The organism is Streptomyces microflavus (assembly GCF_014650075.1).
GTDB classification, from domain to species: Bacteria; Actinomycetota; Actinomycetes; order Streptomycetales; family Streptomycetaceae; genus Streptomyces; species Streptomyces microflavus.
The window spans coordinates 166,501-190,739 of sequence record NZ_BMUG01000005.1; the positions used below are offsets into that span (position 1 = coordinate 166,501).

Genomic DNA, 24,239 nt, shown 5'->3' on the forward strand with positions numbered 1-24,239 from the left:
GGCCACACGCGGGGAGTTCGCCGGGCGACGGCGCGCTCTCGTGTACCTCGCGTCGGGAGTGCTGATGGCCGGCCTGGCCACGGCATGCGCCGACGGCAAGTCAAGTGCCGGTGGGGGCGGGCTGAGGGCGAGCGGCTCGACGACCGTCGCGCCGGTCGCCGCCGACGCGGCGGAGGCCCTCAAGGCGCAGGGTATGAACATCACCATCGCCACCCAGGGAGGATCCGCCGGCGGCATCTCCCAACTCGCGGCAGGACAGATCGACATCGCGCTCAGCTCGAAGCCGATCGCCGAGGAGGACCGGACCGCCCACCCCAAGACCGACTTCGTCACCACGCAGATCGGGTCCGACGCTGTCGGGGTCATCGTCACGAAGCCGGTCGCCGACGCCGGGGTCAAGAACCTCACGGCCGATCAGGTGCGGGGCCTCTTCGAGGGCAAGATCACCAACTGGTCCGAACTCGGCGGTCCGAAGCTCGATGTCTTCGTCTATGACAAGGAGCCCGGGCGCGGTACGCGCGAGGTTCTCGACAAGTATGTGTACGGGGACGAGAAGGCCCCGCCGCCGCCGGACTCCGACAACTTCGCGATCGTCGGCGGCAACCTGGAGACCCGCAACAAGCTGGAGTCCACCCCCGGGGCGGTCGGCCCCCTGTCCACCGGCTTCGTCGAGGGGCGGAACAAGCTCGCCGTGGTGACGCTGGACGGCATCGAAGCCAGCCCGGAGAACATCGCCTCGGGGAAGTACCCGATGAACAGGCCGCTGTACCTGATCACGAACGGCGAGCCGACGGGGGATGCCGAGAAGTTCATCGACTACCTGCTCTCCGACAAGGGGCAGTCGCTGCTGGAGCCTCACGGATACCTGTCGCTCAAGCAGATCGGGAAGTGATCGGTGACGATCACGGAGGAGAAGCGACCGGCGGCAGAACCCGGGGCGCAGCCGCGTCCTCGGCGGTCGGCCTGGGTGTGGGGATGGCTCTTCACCGGAGCGTTCTCCGTCGTCGCCGTCCTGCTGGCGCTCCTCGGCTACCTCGGTGAAGGTGTCGCGGGAGGTGACGTCGACTGGGCGGGCCTGCTGACCGAATCGTCGTGGAATCCCAGCGGTTCGGTCTTCGGCGGACTGGCGATGATCTACGGCTCGGCCGTCGTGTGTGTCATCGCGCTCGTCCTGGCGGTGCCCGTCGGCTGGGGAGCGGCCGTCGCGCTCTCGGAGTACGTACCCGGACGTACGGCTCGCGCTCTGCGTATGAGTGTGGAGCTGCTGGCCGCCGTTCCCTCGATCGTGTACGGGCTGATCGGTATTCTGCTCATCCGGCCGTTCGTCGGGAGCATCGCCGATGTGCCGGGAGGGGACAGCCTGCTCGCCGCGGGCATGGTCCTGGCTGTCATGATCATGCCTACCATCGTGGCGGTGAGCGTGGACTCCCTGGCCGCGGTCCCCGACCGCGACAGGGAGGCGGCCTTCTCGCTGGGGCTGACCCGCCGCGAAGTCATCCGCTCGGCGGTTCTGCCGAAGGCGCGGGCCGGTATGCGGGCGGCCGTACTGCTCGGCCTCGCGCGGGCACTCGGTGAGGCGATCGCCGTCTTCCTGGTGGTGGGAAGGGCCGACGGACGACTTCCCGGCACGCTCGACCAGCTGCTGAACTCGCTGGTGCGCCCCGGCCAGACACTGACGACGAAGCTGGCAGGACCGGAGCCCGTTCTGGCGGGTACCTCCGGCACCTACTTCGCCTCGCTGTGCGGTCTCGGGCTCGTCCTCCTCGCCCTGGTGGCCATGGCCACGGTGTGGGGGAACCGGGGGGCGTCCCGGCCCGTGAGGGTCGCACGGTTCCGCGGCCGGCGATCGGCCGGCCGGAGCCGCGTCCAGGTGGACCGGTTCGTCGCCGCCCTGCGGTTGAGCGCGCTCGCGCTTCCCGTGCTCCTGCTCCTGGGCATGTTCGCCGTGCTGGCGACACGCGGCAGCGCGGCCTTCGACCCTTCGTTCTGGTTCACTTCCGCCACCGGCGCGGCCGGTGGGGGCGTCAGTGACCAGATCCTGGGCACGCTGCTGCTGGTCGTCACCTGCGGACTCATCGCTCTGCCCCTCGGGTTCGGCGCCGGGGTCCTGCTGGGCGTCCACGCCTCCGCCCGCACCGCGCGGGTGCTCCAGACGCTGACGGTCGTCGTGGGAGGGACACCGACCGTCCTTCTGGGCCTGGCCGGGTTCGTGATCTTCTGCAGTGCGATGGGCTGGGGGAGATCCTGGCTCGCCGGAGCCTTTGTCCTGGTTCCGGTCGTCGTGCCGATGGTCGCGTTACCGACCTGCGCGCGTGTCAGGAGTCTCTCGCCGGAGATGACGGAGAGCGCGCTGTCCCTCGGGCTGACGCGCGCCCAGTACATTCGGTCCGTCGTCGTCCCGTACACCTGGCCCGCCACGCTGACCGGACTGCTGCTGGGGCTGGCGCGCGCGGCGGGGGAGACAGCGCCGCTGCTCTTCACCGCCACGGTCTTCTTCGGTGCGCCCGCGCTGCCCGGCGGCATCGTGGAATCGCCGGTACAGGCCCTGCCCACGCACATCTTCACCCTGTCCCAGGACTCCGGCGACCCCCAGGCCGTCGCACAGGCATGGGGGAGCGCCATGGTTCTGGTGCTCATCACCGCCGTACTGCTGAGCCTGGCGGTCGCGTTGCGCAACCGTTTCGAAGGAGAACGATGGACCACGTAATCACCGTGCGGGAACTGCGTGTGCGGGATCGGAACAAGACTCTGGTCGGGCCGGTCTCCTTCGAGGTGGAACACGGCTCGACCACCGGCCTGTGCGGACCGTCGGGCGCCGGCAAATCCACGGTGCTGCGTGCCCTGGTCGACCTCCTTCCGGCCGGGCTCACCAGAGAGGGCCGGATCGAAGTGGCCGGGCGCCCGGTCGTCTCGCGCAAGGGAGACGCGGACCTCAGGGCCAAGGTGGTCCTGGTTCCCCAGACGCCAGTTGTGTTCGGCGGCAGCATCCTGGACAACGCGCTGTTCGGGCTGCGCCATGTCATGCGCGCCCCACGCCAGGTCCTGGGTGACCGCGCGGAGCAGGCGCTGAAGGAGGCGGGTCTGTGGAAGGAGGTCCGCGACCGGCTGGACTCTCCCGCTCAGACGCTGTCCGCCGGACAGCGCCAGCGCCTCTGCCTCGCGCGAGCGCTCGCCCTGGAGCCGACCGCACTGCTCCTCGACGAGCCCACCAGTGCCCTGGACGAACGGAGCAGGGACACGGTGGAGGAGTCGGTGGCCGCGCTGCGCGGGCGCCGTACCGTGCTCCTCGTGTCGCATGATCCCGCGCAGGTCGACCGGCTCTGCGACCGTACGGTCCGGCTCGAACTGCCCGGTGCGGAGAGTCTCGTCGCCGTGCCCTCCTGACCCGCCCCGGGGTGAACCGAGCCCTGCCCGTGCGGCTGTCCGGCGCCCTGTCGGCAGCCGCACGGCGCCCTCGGCTCAGCAGGGGCGCGTACGGCCGGAGTCGGCGGTCTCCTGGGCCAGTACCGACAACTGGGCCAGTTCGGCAGCCAGACCGGACAGCGCCTCCGGCTTCAGCCGGTAGTACGTCCATCTGCCGCACGGTTCGGTCTCGACCACACCCGCCTCACGCAGCACCTTCAAGTGATTGGACAAGTTCGTCTGCCGAGCCCCGGTCTCCTCCACCAGGTGAGTCGTGCACAGCGACTCCCGGGCAAGCAGGGTGACGATACGCCGGCGCAAGGGGTCCGCCAGCGCTCGTAAGGTGTCACTGTCAACTGATGTCACCATGTGCTGATGTTCTCATGTCGATTGCCGCCGGGTCCACCGGTTCACGGGATCTCGAACGATTCCCGCACGGTGGCCTGATCGAAGTCCGAGGTCCGCACGGTCAGGGACAGAGCCACGGCCGCGGATGGGGCCCGTGCCGGCTGCGTGGCCGCGAGGGCCGTGGTGGCTGCGATGACGCACAGCCCGACGACGGCCTCGGCGCTCACCCAGCGGCGGAGGGCCCGCAGTGGCGCGCGGCCCCCGTCGGCCTGCGGACGGGCGAGCCGTTTCGTCCAGCGCCATGACTGGTAGAGACCGGTCACCGCCAGGACGCACACACTGATGAACGCGATCCGGGAGAACCGCGTGACGGCCTCGGTGGGCACTGCCAAGGAGTGGGCCGACTGGGCCCAGGGCGTGAGCGCGGCGAACAGGAGGTGGAGCACGCTCTGGAGGAGGGCAAGTGCCGCAGTGCCCAGAGCGACGGACGGCCGACGTCCGGTCAGCGGGGACATCACGCCGACCGCGACCACGCCCCCGGCCGTGAGGGCTGCGGGAAGGAGAGCGGCGTCGGTGGCGAGGACGTGTGCGCAGGCGGACAGCAGGACCCCGGTGGAGGCAAGCCCCAGGCCGAGCGCCGGCGCGGGGAGTCGTCCCGTTGCGACGGGCATGATCGCGTGCGGGTGCCAAGGGCGGGCCTTGTGCGGGTGCACTGATCCATGTCCACCTCCTTCTTGACTCTCTCCGCGCTCTTCTTCGCGTGGGTTCGCGCAACTGACGTAGGGCGTCAGGGCGTCAGGGCATGGGGACGTGGGGCGTGACCCGCCCCTGGAGCGTCACGCCACTGTAACCAGTTGATTAGATGAATATCTAGACAGTCGCTGTTCCTCGCCCCTAGGCTCACCACGCCTCACACACCTCAGGGGGAGTCGGACGTGGCCAGAAGCAACACCCCAGTCAGCAGGCGGCAGTTGGTCCAGGGGGCCGCGCTCACGAGTGCGGCCCTGGTGGTGGGTGCGCCGTCCGCCGACGCGACGGGCCGGCCCACCCCCGGCGCACCCGTCGCCACGGCCGAAGGGGCGCAGTCGCTCAACTTCACCGAGGGCTCGGCAGCGATGGAGCCCGACAGGACGGTGACCAGTGCCTGCCAGTTCTGCAACTCGAACTGCTCCCTCTCCGTCGACGTACGGGCCGACCGCGTCATCGGCGTACGAAGTGGCGCCGACGACCCCGTACAGAACGGCAACATCTGTGTGAAGGCGCCGATGATGGCGGAGCTCGCGCACAACCCTCTGCGCCTCACCCACCCACTGATCCGTACCGGCGGCCGCAAGGGCTCGAAGGACTCCACCTTCCGGAAAGCCACCTGGGGCGAGGCGCTCGACGTCATCGCCCGGCAGTTGCTCGCCCTACGGGACAAGGGCGAGGCCGCCTCCATCGCGAACCGGACCACCGGCCGGTTGCCGCGGGGCACCGGCTCCCTGGTGGCCAGGCTGTTCACCCTGCTGGGCAGCCCGAACAACACCGATGTCGGGCCCGTGTGCAACGACGCGGGCGGAAACGCTCTCAAGGCGACCTTCGGCCTCGGCAACTTCACCAACGGGTACGGCACGGACGGCGCCACCGGCAGGGACGACCTGGGCTCGGCCGACTACTACCTCTTCCTCGGCACCAACCAGGCCGAGACCCACCCGGTCACCTTCGACTACCTGCTGCGCGGCCGCGCCCGCACGGGCGCCCGGCTGGTGGTGGTCGACCCGCGCCGGACCCCGACCGCCGCCGTGGCCGACGACTGGATCGCGCCCAAGCCCCACACCGATCTGGCCCTGGCTCTGGGGATGCTCCACCACATCCTCGACACGAACCTGCACGACCGCGCGTTCGTCGAGCGCTGGGTGGTCGGCTTCGCCGAACTCAAGGCCCACATGGCGGCCTCCCACTACACCCCGGAGTGGGCCGCCGACGTCACGGGTGTCCCGGCGGCGACCATCCGCCGCACCGCCCGCGACTACGCGAGCGCCAGGTCCGCGGCGCTCTTCTGCAACGCGGGGATCTCCCACCAGCTGGGCGCCTTCGACACGTACCGCGTACTCACCTTCCTGGCAGCCGTCACCGGCAACATCGGCAAGCTCGGCGCCGGCTGCAACTTCATGCACAACACCTGGCCCGGAGACCTCCACCTGCCGGCTCTCACCGTACGGACCCCGGATCCCGGCCAAGCCCTCCCCGTCGGCCCCGACTACTTCGCCGAGGCCGTACTCACAGGCCGGCCCTACCGCCTCAAAGCCCTCATCACACAAGGGAATCCGCTGGTCTCCTCGGCCAACACGGAGAGGGTGAAGGAGGCCTACCGCCGACTGGACTTCTACGTCTACACGGGTCTGTTCATGGAAGAGGCCGCCTACTACGCGGACGTGGTGCTGCCGGTGAGCTCCCCGCTCGAGTACGACGGGGTCTACATGCGGCGGGACGACCGGGCGATCCGCTGGCAGCAGGCCGCCGTACCCCGCTGCGGCGAATCCAGGCCGGACTGGGAGATCTGGATCGATCTGGCCCATGCGCTGGGCCGCAACGACAAGCGAAAGGGCTCCGCCTACTGGGCCGACGCGTTCCCGCGCGCCTGGAAGGACTACTCCGTCCTGTGGGCCGAGTTCGTGCGGCACACCCCGGGGGCGGGCGGGATGACGGAAGCGCGCATGCGCAGGCGGACCGAGCCCTTGCGCTGGCCCTGCCCCACACCGCACCATCCCGGCGTCAGCGCTCTCTACCAGGACCACCCGTCCTGGTACGAGGCCGCGGCATCGCTCGGCGGCGCCCCGGGGCAGAGATTCCTCACCCCCAGCGGCAAGATCGAGATCTACACCAGCGCGCTCGACCAAGGGCTCGCCGTCGCCGGACACCGGGCCCTCCCCGACTTCTACACCCATCCCGAAGTGACGGGCGCGCACCCGACGCTCGCGTACGAGACGCGTTTCGTCACCAGCCCGGTCAACCCGCAGGCCCTCACCCACCCCGTGAAGCTGGGCGTGAAGGGCAACGGGGACGTGCACCGCGGATACCCGCTGATGGGGATGACCGGCCGGCCCGGCGTGGCCCACTTCGCCACGGTCACCCACTGGACACCCACCGGCGCCCGGCTCAACGGGATCCGCTTCCTGCAGATCCACCCCGACACCGCCCGACGGCTGGGTATCGACGACCGCGACGAGGTCGTCGTGGAAAGCCCGCGCGGCAAGGTCACCGCCACGGCTCTGTACTGGCCCGGCATCCGCAAGGACACCGTGTTCATCCCGAACACCTTCGGCCCCGCCCAGCATCTCGCCGAAGACCTCGGGGGCACCCGGTACGAGGCCGTGAACGCCCTCGTCGACGACCGGTACTACGACAACCTCTCCGGACAGCAGGCGTACAAGTGTTTCGCCTGCCGGGTCACGAAGACCCCTTCCTGAGCCCTTCGGCCGGCCCGGCGCCGGCCCCGGGCAGGGGCCCGCCGCGCTGCCAGCTGGTTGCGCAATGATTAGACCGCTGTAAAACTGGGGCTGTGTCAAGCCTGGAAGTAGTTACGTCAGCGCCCTGCTGCCCGCCCGTCACCGCCGCGCCACTGGAGGCTGAGCGGGCCTCGGACATGGCCAAGATGTTCAAGGCGCTGGGTGACTCGATCAGGCTCCGCCTGTTCTCGATGATCGCGTCGGCCGCCGGTGACGAGGTCTGCGTCTGCGATCTGACGGGCCCCTTCGACCTTTCCGCCCCGACGATCTCGTACCACCTCAAGATCCTGCGCGAGGCGGGTCTGGTGACCTCCGAGCGCCGCGGCACCTGGGTCTACTACCGGGCCCGGCGCGACAAGCTCGGCATTCTCTCCGGACTCCTCGCCGTGGACACGGTGCCCGAGGCCTGCGCGGTCTGAGCCCGCGGAGCCCCTTCCTCGCACCGACCGGGCGCCGCCCTCAGACGCGCGAGACGATGCGCGGCGACCCCGCGGTTCCGGTGGCCGACCCGGACGGCTGGGTCTCCCGGGACGGCAGAGGGCGGTCGTCGGCGCAGGCGCACGGCCGGAGCCAGCCGCGATCGACGGCGTTGGCTCCGGCCTCGAACCTGCTGCGGGCGTCCAGGCGTTCCATCAGGTCCGCGATCATGCGACGGGCGGTGCGCAGACCGACTCCGAGCTTCTTCCGTACGGCGTCGTCGGTCAGTCCCTGGCTCATCAGGCGGAGAATCTCCTTCTCCATGGGGGTGGGCCGGTCCTGCGCATCACCCCCGCACAGGGAGTCCAGTGGCCTCATGGTCTCGCAGAGGCGCTCGAAGAGCGCCACCAGGCCCGTCAGGAACCCCGCCCCGCTGACCTGGACGGCCCCCGCCGCAGGGTTCCTGGGATCTATGGGCACCAGAGCGGTGGCGCGGTCGTAGACGACGAGCCACATCGGCAGCGTCGGAACCGTACCCACGCGTCCGCCGTCGCGCGCCAGCCAACGGGCGTAGCCGAGGGCCGCACGGTCGTTGTAGACGCTCTCCAGATGGATGTTCCAGACGGAGAGGCCGCGCTCCAGCATGTGCTGGTCGAGGGGGCGCCGCGCGAGCAGAGCCTCCTCCTCGACGGTCTCCGCGGGCAGCAGGGACATGCATCCGACCGTCGCCCGGCCGGCGAGCCGCTCCATCCGGGCCAGCACCGCGGCCTGCGATTCCAGACGCTCCCAGCCGGAGTGTGACGTCGACGGCTGAGCGACCTCGTACTCCTCGGCGAGCTGTTCGACGGCGTCCTTGATGTCGGCGAACTCCTGCTGTTTGCTCATGATCTCGGCCTGCCGCTGCTGGAGCAGGGTTCGCAGGGCGAGAGAGGGCTTCGCCGGGACGAGCGTTCCGCCGAGGGGGCGGAGCAAGGAGAGTTCCAGGAGCCGGTCGACGCTGCGTCGGATGTCGTCCCGGGGTGCGCCGAGACCGCTGAACAGGTCCTCCGGCGAGCAGCCGGGCCGCCCGAGTGCGAAGCGGTAAACCGCATGTGTCAGGTCGTCGAGTCCCAGCGGCTGCGACATCCGCCCCCCAGATGTGCTGGTGCTTCGAATGTCTTGAAGTTAGCACGGTCGGGGGCCAGTTGGGCGATCAGAATCGGCCGATGGCGCGGGGGCGACAGGTAGTTGCCGGGCAGCTTGCTGCCTCACCGGGAACTTTCTTCACCGGGGCACGACCCCTCAGTATCTTCCCGATTGCCACTGGCGTTCGACGCCGACAACCATGGGGAGACGCGTTGAGTTCTGTCGAGACCGACCCGCGACTGAAGGCCGAGAGTGTCACGATCAGGCCCCTGACCGCCTTCCGGAAAACCGTTCAGGTCCTCGGCTCCAAGAGCTACTCCAACCGCTACCTCGCCCTCGCGGCGCTCTCGGGCGAGCCGACCGTCATCGAGGGTGCTCTCGTCTGTGACGACACCCGGTATCTCGCCGATGCGCTGACCCGGTTCGGCCATGTCGAGGTGGAGGTCGACGCGGCGGCGGAGCGCATCACCGTCACACCGACCGGCCGCGCCATGCGCGCCCCGGAGGAGGACGTGTACGTCGGCGCGGCCGGCACCCCGATCCGTATCCTCATCGCCATGGCCGGGCACGCCGAGGGCACCACCGTCCTCACCGGGACCCCGCGCATGCAGGAGCGGCCGATGGGCTCCCTGCTCGAAGCGCTGCCGGGCCTCGGAGTGACGGCCGAGGCCGTGAAGGGCAACGGCAGCCCGCCCGTCCGGGTCACCGGTCCGAGTTTCCGCGGTGGCTCGACGCGGATCAGCGGGGCGGTCAGCTCCCAGTTCACCTCCAGCCTGCTGATCAACGCCACGCGCGCCGAGCAGGACACCGAGGTCCACGTCATCGACGAACTGGTGTCCAAGCCGTACGTCGAGATGACGATCGCGGCCCTCGCCGAGATGGGCGTCGTGGTCGAGCGGGACGGCTACACCCGGTTCGCCGTCGCCGCGGGCCAGAAGCTGCGCGGCGGCACGGTCCAGGTGGAACCCGATGCCTCCGGCATGTCCTACTTCCTCGCGGCCGCCGCCGTCCTCGGCGGCACCGTCACCATTCCCGGCATCGGCAAGGGATCGCACCAGGGGGACGTCGGCCTGGTCGCCGCTCTGACCCGGATGGGATGTACGGCGGACATCACCGACGACTCCATCACCCTGACCGGCGGCGAACTGCGCGGCATCGACATCGACATGGAGACGATGCCGGACGTGGTCCCGACACTCGCCGTCGTCGCGGCCTTCGCCGAAGGCACCACGCACATCAGCAACATCGCCAGCCTGCGGATCAAGGAATGCGACCGGATCGCCGCCGTCGCCACCGAACTGCGCAAGATGGGCATCACGGTCGAGGAGCACCCCGACGCGCTGACCATCACCGGCGGCACGCCCCGCGGAGCCGTCATCGACACCTACGACGACCACCGCATCGCCATGTGCTTCGCCGTCGCCGGACTGCGTACGCCGGGGGTGGTGATCAAGGACCCGGGGTGCGTCGCGAAGTCCTTCCCGACCTTCTGGCAGAAGCTGGACACCCTCGCCGGCCCGACCTCCAGCACCCTGTGAGCGCGGCGCGACCGGGCATCCTGCTGGTCCTCGACGGATGGGGGCACGCGGAACCGGGCGAGGCCAACGCTCTCACGGCGGCCGACACCCCCTGTCTCGACCGGCTGCTCGGCACCCCTTTCGCCGTTCTCGCGGAGGCGTCGGGCAGTGCCGTCGGCCTGTTGCCCGGCACGGTCGGCAACTCCGAGATCGGACACATCGTCATCGGGGCGGGACGGCCCGTCCCCTACGACAGCGTCCTGGTCGAGGAGCGGATCAGCAGCGGCGCTCTGCGGTCGGACGAGACCCTGAGCGCCGCGCTGACGGGCGTCGCACGCACCGGTGGCTCGCTCCACCTGATCGGTCTGACATCCGACGGCATGATCCATGCCAATGTCCACCATCTGCGCGAACTGCTGCACATCGCAGCCCTGTTCGCGGTTCCCGAGGTCAGGATCCACGCGATCACCGACGGTCGGGACGTGGCGGACGGCACCGCCGCCACCTATCTCGAAACGGTCGAGGGGTACGCCGCGGAAGCGGGCATCGGGAGGATCGCCACGGTCACGGGCCGTGGGTACGCCCTGGACAAGAGCGGTGACCTCGCGCTGACCGAACGGGCGGCCCGCGCCATCGCCGACGGCGCGGGCCACTTCATCGGTGAGCCGAAGGAGGCTCTGTCGACGACCGGACGCGGCGAGGAGTGGGTGGAGCCCAGCGTTGTCACCGGCGGTGACGGTGCGCCGGCCGGCCCGGTCCGGGACGGTGACGTCGTCCTGTTCACCAACTTCCGCAGCGACCGCATCCAGCAGCTCGCCGATCATCTCCACCGGGATCTGGCGGCCCGGGGCGTGACCTTCCTCAGCCTGGCCCAGTACGACACGGACGCGGCCATACCCGCGTTGGTCCACCGGGCCGACGCCGGGGGAGGGCTGGCCGCCCGGCTCGCGGAGATGGGTCTGCGGTCGGTGCGGATCGCGGAGGCCGAGAAGTTCGAGCACGTGACGTACTACCTCAACGGCCGGGAGGCCGCCGTGGCTCCGGTGGAGGAACACGTCAGGATCTCCGGTGCCACGCCGCCGGACTACCGGGCCGGACCGGAGATGAGTATCGGTCAGGTCACCGAGGCCGTCGGTTCGGCCGCCCGGCGCGACGACGTGCCGCTGGTGGTCGCCAACCTGGCCAACATCGACGTGGTCGGCCACACGGGGGACCACGCGGCCACCGTCCGGGCCGCCGAGCACACCGACCGCGCCGTGGAAGCCCTGTGCCGGGTCGCGAGCGAGACGGGACGCTGGGTCCTCCTGGTCGGTGACCACGGCAACGCGGAGAAGATGCTCACCGAATCCGACGGAGTCCGCCGCCCCTACGGCGGTCACACCACCAACCCCGTACCCGCCGTGCTCGTCCCGGCGGAAGGGCAGCAGGTGGACCGCCCGCAAGGGGCCGCCACGCTCGCCGACATCGCTCCCAGCGTGCTGTCGCTCCTCGGGGTCGGCCCGGCGCCCGCCATGACCGGCCGCGCGCTGTGGTGACGGTACGTCCCCAGCACGGAGAGAGCACCAGAACATGCCTGATCCGCCACCAAAGGAGGCACGTTGATGACTTCCCGGCCGAGACTCGCCCTCGTCGGTGACCGCAGCGATCGTGTACCCGCTCACGCCAAGTTCGACGAACTGGTTCCGCACTTCGGGGTGGAGGTCGACTGGCTGCCCAGTGCGGCGGTGACCGACGCCGTCGCCGACTACGACGGGATCTGGGTGATACCCGGCTCTCCCTACGTGAGCCAGGCCGGCGCCCTGCTGGCCATTCGTACGGCCCGTACGGCAGGCATCCCCTACCTGGGAACCTGCGGCGGCTTCCAGCACGCGCTCATCGAGTACAGCCGTAACGTCCTGGGGATCAGGGACGCGGAGGACGTCCAGTACGACGCGGATGCCACGACCCCGCTCATCGTCCCGCTGGCCTGCTCCCTCGTAGGGGAGACCGCGCCGCTCCACTTCGCCGCCGACAGCCGACTCGCCTCCGTCTATCCGGGGCGCGAGTCCGCGGTGGAGACCTATCACTGCAAGTACGGTCTCAACCCGGCCTACGAGAACGAGCTGCGGTCCGGTCAGCTCCGGATCAGCGGCTGGGACGCGGAGAAGGCGCCGAGGGCTGTCGAACTGCCCGGCCACCCCTTCTTCATCGGCAGCCTGTTCCAGCCCGAACTGTCCTCCACACCGACCGACATCCACCCGCTCATCAGGGCCTTTCTGGCGGCCGTCAGCGTGCGAGCCGGAGTGCGGGAACGCGGTCCGGTGGCTGTGGGGGAGTGAACCCGACCGTTGCCATTGACACGACGATCACGCTGATTCGATACTTGTTTAAGTAAGTGTTCATCGAATCAATGATCGGAGAGCAGCGGACATGAGCAGTGATCCGTCCGACGCATCTGAGCAGAAGCCCGTCGGTGGCTTCATCACGGAACCGCTCGTGTCCGCGGCGGCCACCACCGGTGGCTGCTGCGGCGAGCCCGCCGATGCCACGGGCGCGGTTCCCGGCGGCCAGGGCAGCGGTTGCTGCGGTGAGCCCGTGAGCGAGCCGAAGGCCGAGCGCAGCAGCTGCTGCGGCGAACCCGCCGCCCAGACCCCCCGAAGCTGCTGTGGTGACCCCACGGCGGCAGGCTGAGGAAGACACCCTTCACATGACCGGGACGGCACACGACCAGGGGCCCACCGCGGCAAGCGGGCCGGCGGACTCCTTCGACACCGAGCGCGCCCTCGCCACGCTCCGCTCCCTGTGCGTCCCGGACATGGCCGGGCGCGCACCGGGCAGTGCCGGACACGACCGCGCCACCCGATTCCTGGTGTCGGAGCTGACCGGCAGCGGTCTCTCGCCCGTCCTGGAGCACTTCGCCATCAGCGGGGTGCTGCGTCTCTCGGCGCCGCCGTACTGCCGTGCGGACGGGCCCGAGGGCGTCCGCGATCTCGTCCACCGCGCGGAATTCGCCGAGCACCCCCGTTCCGCCCCGATGCCGGCGCCGGTCTCCGGCGTTGCCTCGGCGGAGCCCGGGCCCGGCCGGTGGGCCATCGTGCGAGGCCCGTCCCAGGGGCCCGACTTCGCGGAACTCGCCGATGAACTGACGGCACGCGGGGTGGTGGGCATCCTGGTGGCTCAGCACGCCGACGCATCCGGGTACCTCACCAAACGGGTCCAGGGCCCACCCCCCGTACAACTGCCGGTCGTGGCACTCCTGCCGGAGCTGCTCGACGCCGTCACCGACGCGGCCGTCACCGCCCACGTACCGCTGGAGCGGGTGCCCGCCGTCGGAGCCAACATCATCGCGACACTGCCGGGCCGCGCTCCGGACGCCCGCCCGATCCTCCTGTCGGCGCACTACGACGGGGTCGGATCCGACCCCGAACTGCACTTCCCGTGCGCCGGGGACAACGCCAGTGGCGCCGCCGTACTCTGCGAGACGGCCCGCGTTCTGAGCCGGGCCGAACCGCTGAGCCGCCCCCTGATCTTCGCGCTCCTGGACGCCGAGGAGATGGGCACCCTTGGGTCGGGACACCACGCCCGGCAGCTGAGCGAGGCGAAGGTGCGGCCCGACGTACTCAACATCGACATGGCCGGCAAGTTCAACGGCAAGGTGGCCGTGGAACTGGGGCCGGCCGACCCGCCGCCCGACGGCCTCATCGCAGCGCTCGATGCGTCCGGCCGGCACCTGGGCATCCCCCTCCACGCCGCTCCCGTCGCATCCGACAACCGGCGTTACGCCGCCTCGGGCTTCCCCTCCGCGGGCGTCGGGCTCGGCGCGGCGCACTACCACTCACCCCTCGACAGCCCGGAGCGGATCGAGCCCGACGCCCTGCGCAAGGCGGGACAGCTCACGCTGGCCACGATCCGTCATCTCGCCGCCCACGGCTGATCCACCGACCGTCCCCCTTCATCCTGAGGAGCCCCTCCATGGCGACCACGCCCCAGCAGTCCGTCTCGACCCAGCTCATCCAGCTCGCCCCGAGCGTCGGCGAGCACCACGCCGCCTTCTCCAAGAGCTACCAGGACTTCTTCGGCGCCGTCTTCGACCACGACGCCCTGGAACCCAAAACGCGTGCTGCCGTCGCTCTCTGCGCGGCCCTGATGCAGGACCGTGAGGAAACGGTTCGCTCCTTCCTCGCCGCCGCCAAGAAGCTCGGCCTCAAGAACGAGGAGATAGGCCAGATCGCCGGCATCGTCGAAGCGATGAAGCTGGACGAGCTCCAGCGCCCGGCCGTACAGGCGGTCGCGGCCGCCGCGAAGAAGGCCAACACCTGCTGCTGAACAGGCCGGCCGCCACGCCCACCAGCCCACTCCACCTCGACGAAGGACATCGGTAGTGCCTGAACCATCCACCCCCGTGACCGGCACCGTCGTGATGCTCGGTGGCCGCAGCGAGCGAGAGTTCGGCGTCGTCAGGGAGCTCGGATACCGGGTCGTGCTCCTGGACGAACGGATTCCGTGGCACTGCATGCCCTGGGTCGACGCCCACGTGGACATCGGCCTGGACGACTGGGGCGCGGTGGCGGACGCGATCCGCGACGAGCTCGGGGACGAGCGGCCCGCAGCGGTACTGACGCACACCGAGCCGCGTCTGCCGCTGATGGCGCACCTCGGCAGCCTGCTGTCCCCCGGCTCGCCGGGGCTGGACGCGGAGGCCGCGGCCAACTGCCGGGACAAGTGGCGCACGCGCACCGTCCTCGAAGCGGCCGGCCTGCCCGTACCGCGCTTCGCGCTCGCCACGAGTGAGGACGAGGCGGTGGCCGCGGCCTCACGCATCGGCTACCCCGTGGTGGTCAAACCCCGCGACGGGGCGGGCGCCTTCGGTGTCCGGTGCTGCTTCGGGGAAGCCGAGGTGCGGGAGGCCTTCGGCGCGCTGGGCGGCTTCCTGCCCGACGGCCTGCCGGGGGCGCTGGTCGAGGAGTACGTCGACGGCCCCGAGTTCGCCGTACAGACCCTCACCCGCGGCGGAACCACGCAGCTCCTCAGCGTCTTCCGGCAGCGTACGACCCCGCCTCCCGTCTTCGTGGAGCTCGGCTACGAGCACCCGTGCGGCCTCGCGGCGGCCCACCACGAGGAGCTGGCACAGCTTCTCCAGGACACGCTCGACGCGCTCGGTCTGCGGGACTGGATCAGCCATACGCAGGTCCGGCTCGGCGCCGAGGGGTTCCGCGTCATCGAGGTCAACGCCCGCAGACCCGGCGGACGCCTGGTGGAGATGACCACCGCCGTCAGCGGCGTCGACATGGTGGAGGCCGTCACCCGCCAGGTACTGGGTCTGGAGCAGGCCCTGCCCGGTCCGGCCGTGGCCTTCGCCCGCTACACGAGCATCGTCTTCGACGAGCCGGGGACGGTTCTCTACGACGAGTTCGTGCCGGACGGGGAAGGCCCCGGCAGACCCGTCGTCGAGCTGGAGATCGCACCCGGCGAGACCGTACGGCCCAAGGAGGATCCCCAGGGCGGTGTCTACGGCCGCATCGTGGTGTACGGCGGGAGCGCCGAGGAACTCGACCGGGCGGAGCAGGACGTCCGCCGGGCTCTGGACCTCCAGGTGGTGTTCGGCGACGGCCTTGATCCTGCCCCGTCGGACAGCCGTGAATTCAAGTCGTGCTGCTGAGGTGCGCCCGATGATCCTCACCGACCCGGTCGGCCACCTGACCGGACAGCACCGGATCGAGATCCTGTCCACGATCCACGACGCCGACGCCGACGCGTGGAACAGGGTCGTCGGCCTGGCAGCCGGAAGCGTCTTCCACACCTGGCAGTGGCTCGCCGCCTTCGAGGACGCTCCGCCAGGAGAGTTCGAGCCCCGCCACATCGCCGCCTACCAGGGCGACGAACTCGTCGGGATCTGCCCCGCCTACCTGGTGCACGACTGCCCGCGCCTCTCCTACCTCGTCGAGCTGGGTGACTTCGCACCCACGGGACCGATACTCCTGGCACACAGCCTTGCCGCGCTGGACGGCGGCCCGTTGGCCGTGCCCGGACACGACGGCGCGGTGGACGCGCTGCTCCACGCTCTGGGGGAGGCGGCGCGTTCCGCCGGAGCCCGGGTCTGGGGTGTGGCCAACGCGTCGGCGGACCGGCTCAGCGGAAGGCTCATGCGGCAGGGCTTCGCCACCGCCCACATCACCACGTCCTACCGCTGCGCCACCGACGTGGAGACGGTCGAGGAGTACTGGGCCTTCGCCGAGGGGCACCGCCGCCGCAAGCTGGCCAGGGAACGCAGGCTCGCGGCGAGCGACCACACCGTACGTGACCGGCCCGCCGACACGGACACGACGATCCGTCTGATCCACTGCCTCCTCCAGGACCGCGACACCCCCACCGACGTCCTGCCCGCCACGTTCCTCCGGGCCATGCAGGCCAGGCTGGCGCCGTTCGAGCGGTCCATCACGGCCGTCGACGGCGCCGGACACACCGTCGGCGTCTTCGCCGGCTGGCAGTTCGGCCCGGTCTGGTCGATGTGGCTGGCCGGTCTGGACACCGAGCGCCTGCCGTCCTTCGTCCCGTACCGGGCGATGGCCGGCCGCATCGTCGAGAGCGCCGTCGCCACGGACGTCGCCACGGTCGACCTCGGCCGCTCCAACGGGATGGAGAAGCGCAAACTCGGTGCCCACCCCGTACCGCTCCACCTGGCGCTGAAGGCGGCCGACCGCGATGAGCAGGCCGCTCTGCACGCGTCCTGCCTGTGCCTGGAACAGCGTTGCCAGGGCCCGGAGGAGCAACTCGACATGACCAGGCGGTGCTGCTGATGAGCGCCGACATCCGTCCCGGTGTGGCCTGCCTCTCCGGGCGCCGCGTCGTGGACGTCCTCGATGCCCTCGACGTACACACCGTCCTGCTCGACGATCCCACGCCGCTGGAGCTGGCCTGCCGGGTCGACGTGCCCCTCGACATCGACCTCAGCGACTGGGCCGTGGTGGAGAGCGCGGTGAGCCGCATCCACGCCGGCCGGCCGCTCGAAGCGGTGTTCAGCGTGTACGACGCGCATGTGCCGCTGGCCGCCTACCTGGCCGCCCGGATCGGGGTACGCGGGCTCGACCTCTCAGCCGCCCTGGCCTGCCACGACAAGGCGCGCCTTCGGATGATGCTGGCCGCCGGCGGCGTACGGACGCCCGACTCCCTGGCGGTCGCCGATCCGGCCGATGCCCGGGCGTCGGCCCGGAGGCTGGGGCTGCCTGTCGTGGTGCGGAAGTCGGTCGGCAGGGGGCAGTTGCTCTGCCGCGATCCGGGCGAGGTGAAGCGGGCATCGGAGCTTCTCGGTCCCGGCGCGCTCCTCGTGGAGAAGTTCACCGACGGGCCTGAGTACGCCGTGCAGAGCTTCACCGTCGACGGGGTCACCGAGATCGTGAGTGTGCTGGCCCAGCACACGGGTCCGGGCCCGGGGCGGGCCGAGACCGGCTACGACCACCCCAGCGGTCTCGACCCGGTCCAGGAGTCGGAAGTGAAGGCCTTCTGCGTCCGGGCCCTGTCCGTACTCAACTTCGACCACGGTGTCTCCCACGTCCAGGTGAGGCTGACGGACGACGGGCCCGTCCTCGTCGACGTCGCCGCCCGGCCGCCCGGCGGGCAGCTGTGCGCCGCCACCGAACGGGTCAGCGGGATCGATCTGACGCGCGCGGCCGCGGAGATCGCGCTGGGACGGCCCGTCACACGCAGGCCGCCCACGGCGAGCCATGTGCTGTACCGATGTGTCGGCTTCGACCGCCCGGGCCGGATCGACTACGACGTCCGGGGCCTCGATTCCCCGGGCGTCTGGCTCGACGTCGAACCCGGCGACAGCGTCCGCAGCGTCGACGACCCCGAAGGCGGCAGCTGCGGCCGCATCGTGGTGTACGGCGACGATCCGGCGGAGCTGGAGTCCACGTACCACTCCCTCTTCCACTCGCTCCGACTCCGCGTCGAGCCAGACATCCAGTAGGTGATGGACCCTTGTCCACGCGCATTCTCGTGCTCGGCGGTCGGCGTACCGTTCAGCAGCTCCAGGAAGAGAGCGACTACGACGTCGTGTTCGCGGAGGAGAACATGACGCTCGAACAGGTCATGCTCGCCGACTACCCCTTGGAGGTCGACTTCGGCGACTGGGCCTCGGTCTCGCGCCAGGTGGCCGGGGTCCACGCCCAACAGCCGATCCACGCCGTCGTCACCGGGGTCGAGCGTCTCGTTCCGCTGGCCGGCCGGTTGCGGGAGGAGCTCGAGCTCGACCACGGCATCACCGAGCGGGCGGCCCGGAACTGCATCGACAAGGCGGCCACCCACCGCCTCCTCGAAGGGGCCGGAGTTCCGGTGCCGCGCACCCGGGTCGTGAGCGGAGCGCAGGAGGGCGGCGAGGCGGCCGAAGGGCTCGGTCTGCCCGTCGTGGTCAAGCCGCGCGACGCGTCCAGCGCGGCCGGGCTGGCGTACTGCGACACCCGCGCCGAGGTCGAGCAGGCCATCGCAGGAATCCTTGCGGGCGGCCGGGACAGCGCTCTGGTCGAGGAGTACGTACAGGGGCCGGAGTTCGGTGTCTTCGCCGCCCGTACGGCCGGAGCGACCCGGGTCCTGTGGGTGGTCGAGGGCGAGGTGGGGCCGCCGCCGACCTTCGTCAAGGTGGGCGGCCACTTCCCCGCCAGGCTCGGCGAGGAGAACAGGCGGGAGCTCGACCGGCTGGCGGACCTCGCTCTGACCGCGGTCGGCCTGGACGACTGGGTCGCGGCGCTCCAGTTCACCCTCACGGCCGACGGCTGGCGGGCGGGCGAGATCAACCCCCGTGTTCCCGGCGGCCAGGCCGTCGAGATGATCAGATCCACCACCGGCTGGGAGCCGAGTCTTGTCGCTGCCGAAGCCGCTCTCGGGCGGCAGGGGGAACCCCGGGCCGCCGACGCCGCCTGCGGCCTGTACCGGAGCATCGTCTTCGAGGAGGCGGGGCGCATCGACTACGACGCCGCTGCCATCGGCTCGCTCGGCGGACTCGAGTCCTCGCATCCGCCCTTCGTCGAGTTCGACGTCGCACCGGGCGAGCCGGTGCTGCCGGTCGGCCACCCGCGCGGCGGAGCCTTCGGCCGTATCGTGCTGGCCGGCGAGAGTCCCGAGCAGCTGGAGCGGGACCTCGCACGGGTCACGGAACAGCTGGCAGTCCGGCTGGCGGACGAGCAGGTCAACGAAGGTTCCGTGGACCGGGCGCATACCAGCTGCTGCTGACAACTCCCATCGGAGTCAGACCACTTGACGCTCCCGAGGCTCCGTGATTCGATACTTTTGAAAGTATCGAATCAGCGAAAATGAGAAGGGAGATGCCATGGCCGACGACATGATCGGATCCGGCTGCTGTGAGACCAGCGGCAACGAGGACGTCGCGGAAGACGGCACCGAGTGCGGCTGCGCCTGCGCCTGCTGCGACTAGTCCAGCGGCATGACGGCGGGCCGCACCCTTCCGGGTGTGGCCCGCTCGGACCGACTGCCCGAACCAACTACCAAGAGGGGGCTCGACGTTGAACGACTCGCTACGCGCGCTGCGCTTCATCTATGGCTACCCGCTGCGCTACCGCCGCGAGATGACCATCGCCACCGTGGTCATGTTCCTCGGTCTCCTCGGCAACATCGCCGTGCCACTCCTGACGCGGTACGCCATCGACGTCGGGGTACTCGGCGGAGCGACAGAGACCCTGCTCTACACCTCCCTGGGCGTCCTGCTCGCCGGCGCGGCGACCACCGCCCTGCTGCACTTCGGCAAGCGCATCAGGTTCTCCGTGGCCAGCAAGGCCGTGAACGACCTGCGGGAGGATCTCTTCCGCAAGCTCATCCACCTCGGCCCCGCCGACATCGCCGAGGCGTCCGGCGGCCGCGCGCTCACCCGCCTGATATCCGATGCCGTCTCCGTCCGCGGTCTCACCAACGGTGGTCTGCTGGAGCTGCTCAACCAGGTGCTCGTCACGCTCACCATGCTGGCCACGGCCATCGTCATCGACGCGCGCACCACGCTGCTGGCCGTCATCCCGATGGTCTTCGTCATCATCGGGAACTTCACCGTCCAGCTCCGCCTGCAGAAGGCGTTCACCGAGCTCAAGAGCCAGTTCACCAAGCTCCTGAGCGGGGTCGGCGAATCCCTCGCCAACATCAACGTCGTCAAGTCCTACGGCCGCGAGTCGGACGCCTCGGGCCGCCTGGACAAGGTCAACCAGGCGCACGCGGCGCGTGACGGCCAGATGAAGCGCACGTACAGCCGGTGGGAGGCGATCCTCAACGTCATCGGCGGTCTGCCCACCCCGATCGCCCTGTGGGTCGGCGGGCAGGGAGTGCTCAACGGCACCAGCACGGTCGGCGATCTCGTCGCGGTCGTGGCCCTGGTGATGATGTTCCAGATGAGCATCCACATGCTCGCCATGCACACCAACGGGGCCTTCCGGAGCGTCGTGACCGCTCAGCGCCTCCTGCGCGTCATGGACGCCCCCTCCGTCATAGCCGGCCACGACGGCCGCACCGACGTCCCGGCCATCGGCACCGTCGACATCCGGGGCATCGACGTCGACATCGCCGGTCGCCGTGTTCTGGACAACGTCGACCTCCACGTGGAGCCGGGCGCCGTCATCGCCCTGACCGGCCCGACGGGAAGCGGCAAGTCCACGCTCCTCCACGTCCTGGCCCGGCTGCGCGACCCGGACGGCGGCACCGTCACGTACGACGGCGTCGACGCCCGCGCGTACGCTCCCGAAAGCCTGCGCCGGCACATCGTGTGCCTGCCGCAGCGGCAGTGGGTCTTCGAGGGCACCCTCGCCGAGAACGTCCACTTCGTACGGCCCGAGGCCACGGACGAGCAGGTCGCGCAGGCGGTCACCGCCGCCGGCCTCTCGCACATCCCGCTGGACCGGCGCTTCGGCGCCAGCACCCTGGACCTGTCGGCGGGGGAGCGCCAGCGCATCGGCCTCGCCCGGGCGTTGCTGGTCAACCCCGACATCCTGCTGCTCGACAATCCGACGGCGAACCTGGACGCGGAGACCGAGGCCGCACTGCTGCAGACCATCCTCAAGGTGCGCAACGGCCGCACCCTGATCATCGCCTCCCAGCAGCCCGCGGTCACCCGGTACGTCGACCGCACCGTCAGCCTCGCCCTCCCGGAAGTCCCGGCGCAGGCCGTGGCGTCGCTCGCCGGGGCGGCCACCCCAGAGGGAGGAAAGGTTTCATGACCGTCACCTCGCACGAGGCACCTCTGGAGGGCAAGGAAGCCCGGCAGGCCCTGCTGAAGGCGGCCCGCAGATTCCTGCCCTACCTGCGGCCCCACTGGTTCTGGCTCAGCGTCGCCACGCTGATGGCCATCCTGAACTCCATCGCCACCATTGCCGTCATGTACACGGTGATGGCCGGTATCGGACAGATCGTCATCGGTGACATGAGCGCCGTACGGTCCACCGCCATCAACCTCGTCGTCCTGACCGTGGCGGAGAACATCATCCGGATCATCTACAACTCGGCGATGATCCGGATCAACGAGAGCCTGTCCGTCACCATCCGCAACGACCTGGTCGTACGCCTGCACAACGTGCAGCTGTCCCGGCACGTCTCCCAGGCCAGTGGCGAATGGGTCACCCGCGTGCTCTTCGAGGCGAACCGGTTCCGCGGCTTCCTCACCAAGTCCCTGATGGAGGTGGCCAACAGCGTCATCTGGTTCCTCGCGTTCGCCGTCTTCCTCCTCGCCCTCAGCCCCCTCGTGGCGCTGCCCACCCTGGTCACCATCCCCCTGATGGTGTGGATCGCGGTGGTGTGGACCAAGCGACTGCGTCCGGACACCCGGAAGCAGCGCGAGAGCTGGGACCAGATGGTGGGCTACCTCGACCAGCGCATCGAGGGCCTGGCCGACATCCGTTCCTTCGGCCAGGAGGAGGCCGTACTCGCCGACCTGCGCGCGCGGTCCGAGGAGTACAGCACGATTCACAACCGGCTCTCGCGCAAACGCCTCTGGCTCACCTCCCACCTGGGGTTCAGCGTCTTCCTCGCCCTGGGCCTGCTGATCTTCTTCGGCGGCCTGCAGATCATCAACGGGCACCAGCTCGGCTCGGGCTTCTTCTTCGACATGGCCGCCGGCATGATGCCCATGACCTGGATGCTGATGGGCACGGACACGATGATGGCGTCCATGGGCATGGCGTCCGGCACGGCGCTGGCCGCCGGCACGCTCGCCGCCTTCGCCCTCTTCGTCAAGCGCATGCTCAACCCCGTACGTGACCTCGCCCACCAGCTCGGACAGTCGTCCGACATCGCCACCTCCGCACGCCGCATCCTGGACGTCCTCGACCTGGAGGAGGAGCGGAGCGGCGCAGATACCCTGCCGCCCGTCGAAGGCTCCGTCGCCTTCGAGGACGTCACCTTCGCCTACGGCGACGGCCCCGACGTCCTCCACGGCATCACGCTGCGCGCGGAGCCCGGACAGCACATCGGCATCGTCGGCACGAGCGGCGCCGGCAAGAGCACGCTGATGCAGCTGCTGGTCCGGCTGTACACACCGACCGGCGGCACGGTCAGCATCGACGGGCACGACCTGACGGGCATGAGCAGCGCGTCCGTCCGCTCGCAGGTGCTCCTCGTCACTCAGGAGGCACAGCTCTTCGACGGCACCGTCACCGAGAACATCCTCTTCGGGCAGCCCGGCGCCACGGAGGAACAGGTGATCGACGCCGCGAAGACCCTCGGGGCGCACGAGGCCATCATGAGCCTGCGCAACGGTTACGAGACCCGCGTCGGCGAGCGGGGCTCCCGCCTATCCGTCGGTGAGCGGCAGCTGATCGCCCTGGCGCGGGCGATGCTCGCCGACCCCCGCGTCATCGTTCTGGACGAGGCGGTCTCCAGCGTCGACCCGGCACGTCAGCGACTGGTCCTCTCGGCGATACGCCGCCTCCTGGAGGGCCGCACGGCCGTCGTCGTCGCGCACTGGCTCCCCCTGGTGGAAGACCTCGACCAGGTCTTCGTCATCGAGGACGGACGGATCGTCGAATCCGGCCTGCCCGTCGAGCTGTTCACCGCGGGCGGGCGGCTCACCGAACTGTGCGACGCCCAGGAGGGCCGCACCCCCAGGAACACCCCCGGAAAGGACAACGCCCATGTCTGACACCAACCTCGGCAACATGTTCTGGAACGCCACCCAGCAGACCCCGACCGCGACCGCCGATGAGCCCAAGAAGGCCTCCTCGTGCTGCGGGCCGAAGCCGGCTGCCGAGGCGGCCCCGGCAGAGCCGAAGAAGGCGTCCTCCTGCTGCGGCCCCAAGCCGGCCGCCGACTCGGCCGCCGCGCCGAAGAAGACGTCCTCCTGCTGCGGGCCCAAGCCCGCCGCCACGACGGAGACCGAGGGCGCCGCGGCCCCCAAGAAGTCGTCCTGCTGCGGCTGATCACCACCGTACGAACGTCCCGAGGAGGACACATGACCTGGCGCACGGCCCCCCACCAGCCTGACGGAGAGGCCACGACAGCGGCGCACCCGGCCGGGCCCCGCACCACCCGGGGGGCTGCGCGCCGGGCCGCCACCGCGACCGTGTTCCTGCTCGCCGCGGTCCTGACCGGCTGCGGCGGCACCACGGACGCCGCCGGCGGATCGACCCCCGCCGGCGACCTGGACGAGAACTGCCGGGCGGCCAGGTCCGACGCGGGCCTGGAGGTCACGCTCACCGTGGCCCCCTGCCCGCCCACCGGCGGGGGAGCGGCCGGGACGGCCGGTATCGCGGTGAAGGACGCCGACGGCAAGGCGGTACCGGGCGCCAAGGTCGAGATCAACCCCGAAATGCCCAACATGAAGATGAAGGGCGGGAACCAGACGGCACGCCCCAAGGGTGACGGCTATGAAGCCAAGCTCGTCCTGGGGATGGCGGGTGACTGGCGGATCACTGTCACCGTCACTCCCGCGTCGGGTGAAGCGTCCACCACCGCGTTCAACCTGACGGCGAAGGACTGATCC

Annotated in this window: 22 protein-coding genes; 19 read left to right on the top strand and 3 right to left on the bottom strand. The window is 70.2% G+C overall.

What is annotated here, in order from left to right:
• Nucleotides 1-64: 64 nt before the first annotated feature.
• From IE264_RS16095 to IE264_RS16105, 3 genes are read left to right on the top strand one after another with little or no spacing between them, the layout of a single operon-like run.
• Nucleotides 65-892 (top strand): phosphate ABC transporter substrate-binding protein, encoded by an 828-nt coding sequence (locus IE264_RS16095; protein ID WP_051821711.1) that lies wholly within the window; start codon nt 65-67, stop codon nt 890-892.
• Between the two features lie 3 nt (nt 893-895).
• Entirely contained in the window at nt 896-2,707 is a 1,812-nt protein-coding gene (pstC, locus tag IE264_RS16100; protein WP_106973066.1) for a phosphate ABC transporter permease subunit PstC, read from the top strand.
• A complete protein-coding gene (locus tag IE264_RS16105) occupies nt 2,695-3,384 on the top strand; it encodes a phosphate ABC transporter ATP-binding protein (RefSeq protein WP_015606839.1) in 690 nt (229 codons plus the stop codon). Before pstC ends, IE264_RS16105 begins: the two co-directional genes overlap by 13 nt.
• A gap of 75 nt (nt 3,385-3,459) precedes the next feature.
• Here the strand turns inward: IE264_RS16105 and IE264_RS16110 are convergent, their stop codons facing one another.
• Nucleotides 3,460-3,771, bottom strand: a complete 312-nt coding sequence (locus IE264_RS16110) for an ArsR/SmtB family transcription factor (RefSeq protein ID WP_015606838.1) — start codon at nt 3,769-3,771, stop codon at nt 3,460-3,462.
• 41 nt (nt 3,772-3,812) lie between these two features.
• The gene (locus IE264_RS16115) at nt 3,813-4,421 is read right to left on the bottom strand and encodes a CopD family protein (protein ID WP_158706488.1); all 609 of its coding nucleotides are present in this window, start codon (nt 4,419-4,421) and stop codon (nt 3,813-3,815) included.
• 264 nt (nt 4,422-4,685) lie between these two features.
• Between IE264_RS16115 and IE264_RS16120 the strand changes: the two genes are divergently transcribed.
• Both IE264_RS16120 and IE264_RS16125 read left to right on the top strand, forming a co-directional pair.
• Nucleotides 4,686-7,199, top strand: a complete 2,514-nt coding sequence (locus IE264_RS16120) for a molybdopterin-containing oxidoreductase family protein (RefSeq protein WP_032754251.1) — start codon at nt 4,686-4,688, stop codon at nt 7,197-7,199.
• 176 nt (nt 7,200-7,375) lie between these two features.
• Nucleotides 7,376-7,657, top strand: a complete 282-nt coding sequence (locus IE264_RS16125) for an ArsR/SmtB family transcription factor (protein ID WP_015606835.1) — start codon at nt 7,376-7,378, stop codon at nt 7,655-7,657.
• Between the two features lie 40 nt (nt 7,658-7,697).
• On the opposite strand, the gene IE264_RS16130 is transcribed toward IE264_RS16125, so the two are convergent.
• Nucleotides 7,698-8,780 carry a helix-turn-helix transcriptional regulator gene (locus IE264_RS16130; RefSeq protein WP_032754254.1) on the bottom strand — a complete coding sequence of 361 codons (1,083 nt, stop codon included), beginning with the start codon at nt 8,778-8,780 and terminating at the stop codon, nt 7,698-7,700.
• A 212-nt stretch (nt 8,781-8,992) separates the two neighbouring features.
• On the opposite strand from IE264_RS16130, the gene aroA reads away from it, so the two are divergent.
• The 14 genes from aroA (at nt 8,993) to IE264_RS16200 (ending at nt 24,236) form a co-directional block, all read left to right on the top strand.
• A complete protein-coding gene (gene aroA, locus IE264_RS16135) occupies nt 8,993-10,318 on the top strand; it encodes a 3-phosphoshikimate 1-carboxyvinyltransferase (RefSeq protein ID WP_032754257.1) in 1,326 nt (441 codons plus the stop codon).
• Nucleotides 10,315-11,832 (top strand): 2,3-bisphosphoglycerate-independent phosphoglycerate mutase, encoded by a 1,518-nt coding sequence (gene gpmI, locus IE264_RS16140; RefSeq protein WP_032754260.1) that lies wholly within the window; start codon nt 10,315-10,317, stop codon nt 11,830-11,832. The genes aroA and gpmI overlap by 4 nt, the downstream gene beginning before the upstream one ends.
• Before the next feature lie 66 nt (nt 11,833-11,898).
• On the top strand, nt 11,899-12,615 hold the full coding sequence (locus IE264_RS16145; RefSeq protein ID WP_015606831.1) for a CTP synthase C-terminal region-related (seleno)protein: 717 nt from the start codon (nt 11,899-11,901) through the stop codon (nt 12,613-12,615).
• Between the two features lie 91 nt (nt 12,616-12,706).
• Complete coding sequence (locus IE264_RS16150; RefSeq protein ID WP_078657350.1) at nt 12,707-12,967, top strand: hypothetical protein; 261 nt, start codon at nt 12,707-12,709, stop codon at nt 12,965-12,967.
• Nucleotides 12,968-12,983: 16 nt separating this feature from the next.
• Entirely contained in the window at nt 12,984-14,210 is a 1,227-nt protein-coding gene (locus IE264_RS16155; protein ID WP_229887558.1) for a M28 family metallopeptidase, read from the top strand.
• 38 nt (nt 14,211-14,248) lie between these two features.
• On the top strand, nt 14,249-14,602 hold the full coding sequence (locus IE264_RS16160; protein WP_015606828.1) for a carboxymuconolactone decarboxylase family protein: 354 nt from the start codon (nt 14,249-14,251) through the stop codon (nt 14,600-14,602).
• Nucleotides 14,603-14,678: 76 nt separating this feature from the next.
• Nucleotides 14,679-15,935, top strand: coding sequence for an ATP-grasp domain-containing protein (locus IE264_RS16165; protein WP_229887560.1), 1,257 nt, complete (start codon nt 14,679-14,681; stop codon nt 15,933-15,935).
• A 10-nt stretch (nt 15,936-15,945) separates the two neighbouring features.
• The gene (locus tag IE264_RS16170) at nt 15,946-17,073 is read left to right on the top strand and encodes a GNAT family N-acetyltransferase (RefSeq protein WP_032754269.1); all 1,128 of its coding nucleotides are present in this window, start codon (nt 15,946-15,948) and stop codon (nt 17,071-17,073) included.
• Nucleotides 17,073-18,242 carry an ATP-grasp domain-containing protein gene (locus tag IE264_RS16175; RefSeq protein WP_229887561.1) on the top strand — a complete coding sequence of 390 codons (1,170 nt, stop codon included), beginning with the start codon at nt 17,073-17,075 and terminating at the stop codon, nt 18,240-18,242. Before IE264_RS16170 ends, IE264_RS16175 begins: the two co-directional genes overlap by 1 nt.
• Before the next feature lie 11 nt (nt 18,243-18,253).
• Nucleotides 18,254-19,501: an ATP-grasp domain-containing protein gene (locus IE264_RS16180; RefSeq protein ID WP_032754274.1), complete on the top strand. Its 1,248-nt coding sequence runs from the start codon at nt 18,254-18,256 to the stop codon at nt 19,499-19,501.
• Nucleotides 19,502-19,791: 290 nt separating this feature from the next.
• On the top strand, nt 19,792-21,483 hold the full coding sequence (locus IE264_RS16185; protein WP_015606822.1) for an ABC transporter ATP-binding protein: 1,692 nt from the start codon (nt 19,792-19,794) through the stop codon (nt 21,481-21,483).
• The gene (locus IE264_RS16190; RefSeq protein WP_032754279.1) at nt 21,480-23,399 is read left to right on the top strand and encodes an ABC transporter ATP-binding protein; all 1,920 of its coding nucleotides are present in this window, start codon (nt 21,480-21,482) and stop codon (nt 23,397-23,399) included. Before IE264_RS16185 ends, IE264_RS16190 begins: the two co-directional genes overlap by 4 nt.
• Nucleotides 23,392-23,676, top strand: a complete 285-nt coding sequence (locus IE264_RS16195; protein WP_032754282.1) for a hypothetical protein — start codon at nt 23,392-23,394, stop codon at nt 23,674-23,676. Before IE264_RS16190 ends, IE264_RS16195 begins: the two co-directional genes overlap by 8 nt.
• A 32-nt stretch (nt 23,677-23,708) precedes the next feature.
• Nucleotides 23,709-24,236 (top strand): FixH family protein, encoded by a 528-nt coding sequence (locus IE264_RS16200; RefSeq protein ID WP_015606819.1) that lies wholly within the window; start codon nt 23,709-23,711, stop codon nt 24,234-24,236.
• The last annotated feature ends 3 nt before the right edge of the window (nt 24,237-24,239 follow it).

Coding starts and splice junctions, on each gene's coding strand:
- IE264_RS16200 (WP_015606819.1), top strand. CDS start 23,709: ATGACCTGGCGCACGGCCCCCCACCAGCCTGACGGAGAGGCCACGACA.
- IE264_RS16105 (WP_015606839.1), top strand. CDS start 2,695: ATGGACCACGTAATCACCGTGCGGGAACTGCGTGTGCGGGATCGGAAC.
- IE264_RS16110 (WP_015606838.1), bottom strand. CDS start 3,771: ATGGTGACATCAGTTGACAGTGACACCTTACGAGCGCTGGCGGACCCC.
- IE264_RS16175 (WP_229887561.1), top strand. CDS start 17,073: ATGAGCGCCGACATCCGTCCCGGTGTGGCCTGCCTCTCCGGGCGCCGC.
- IE264_RS16170 (WP_032754269.1), top strand. CDS start 15,946: ATGATCCTCACCGACCCGGTCGGCCACCTGACCGGACAGCACCGGATC.
- IE264_RS16195 (WP_032754282.1), top strand. CDS start 23,392: ATGTCTGACACCAACCTCGGCAACATGTTCTGGAACGCCACCCAGCAG.
- IE264_RS16150 (WP_078657350.1), top strand. CDS start 12,707: ATGAGCAGTGATCCGTCCGACGCATCTGAGCAGAAGCCCGTCGGTGGC.
- IE264_RS16125 (WP_015606835.1), top strand. CDS start 7,376: ATGGCCAAGATGTTCAAGGCGCTGGGTGACTCGATCAGGCTCCGCCTG.
- IE264_RS16145 (WP_015606831.1), top strand. CDS start 11,899: ATGACTTCCCGGCCGAGACTCGCCCTCGTCGGTGACCGCAGCGATCGT.
- IE264_RS16130 (WP_032754254.1), bottom strand. CDS start 8,780: ATGTCGCAGCCGCTGGGACTCGACGACCTGACACATGCGGTTTACCGC.
- IE264_RS16155 (WP_229887558.1), top strand. CDS start 12,984: ATGACCGGGACGGCACACGACCAGGGGCCCACCGCGGCAAGCGGGCCG.
- IE264_RS16095 (WP_051821711.1), top strand. CDS start 65: ATGGCCGGCCTGGCCACGGCATGCGCCGACGGCAAGTCAAGTGCCGGT.
- IE264_RS16115 (WP_158706488.1), bottom strand. CDS start 4,421: ATGCCCGTCGCAACGGGACGACTCCCCGCGCCGGCGCTCGGCCTGGGG.
- IE264_RS16190 (WP_032754279.1), top strand. CDS start 21,480: ATGACCGTCACCTCGCACGAGGCACCTCTGGAGGGCAAGGAAGCCCGG.
- IE264_RS16160 (WP_015606828.1), top strand. CDS start 14,249: ATGGCGACCACGCCCCAGCAGTCCGTCTCGACCCAGCTCATCCAGCTC.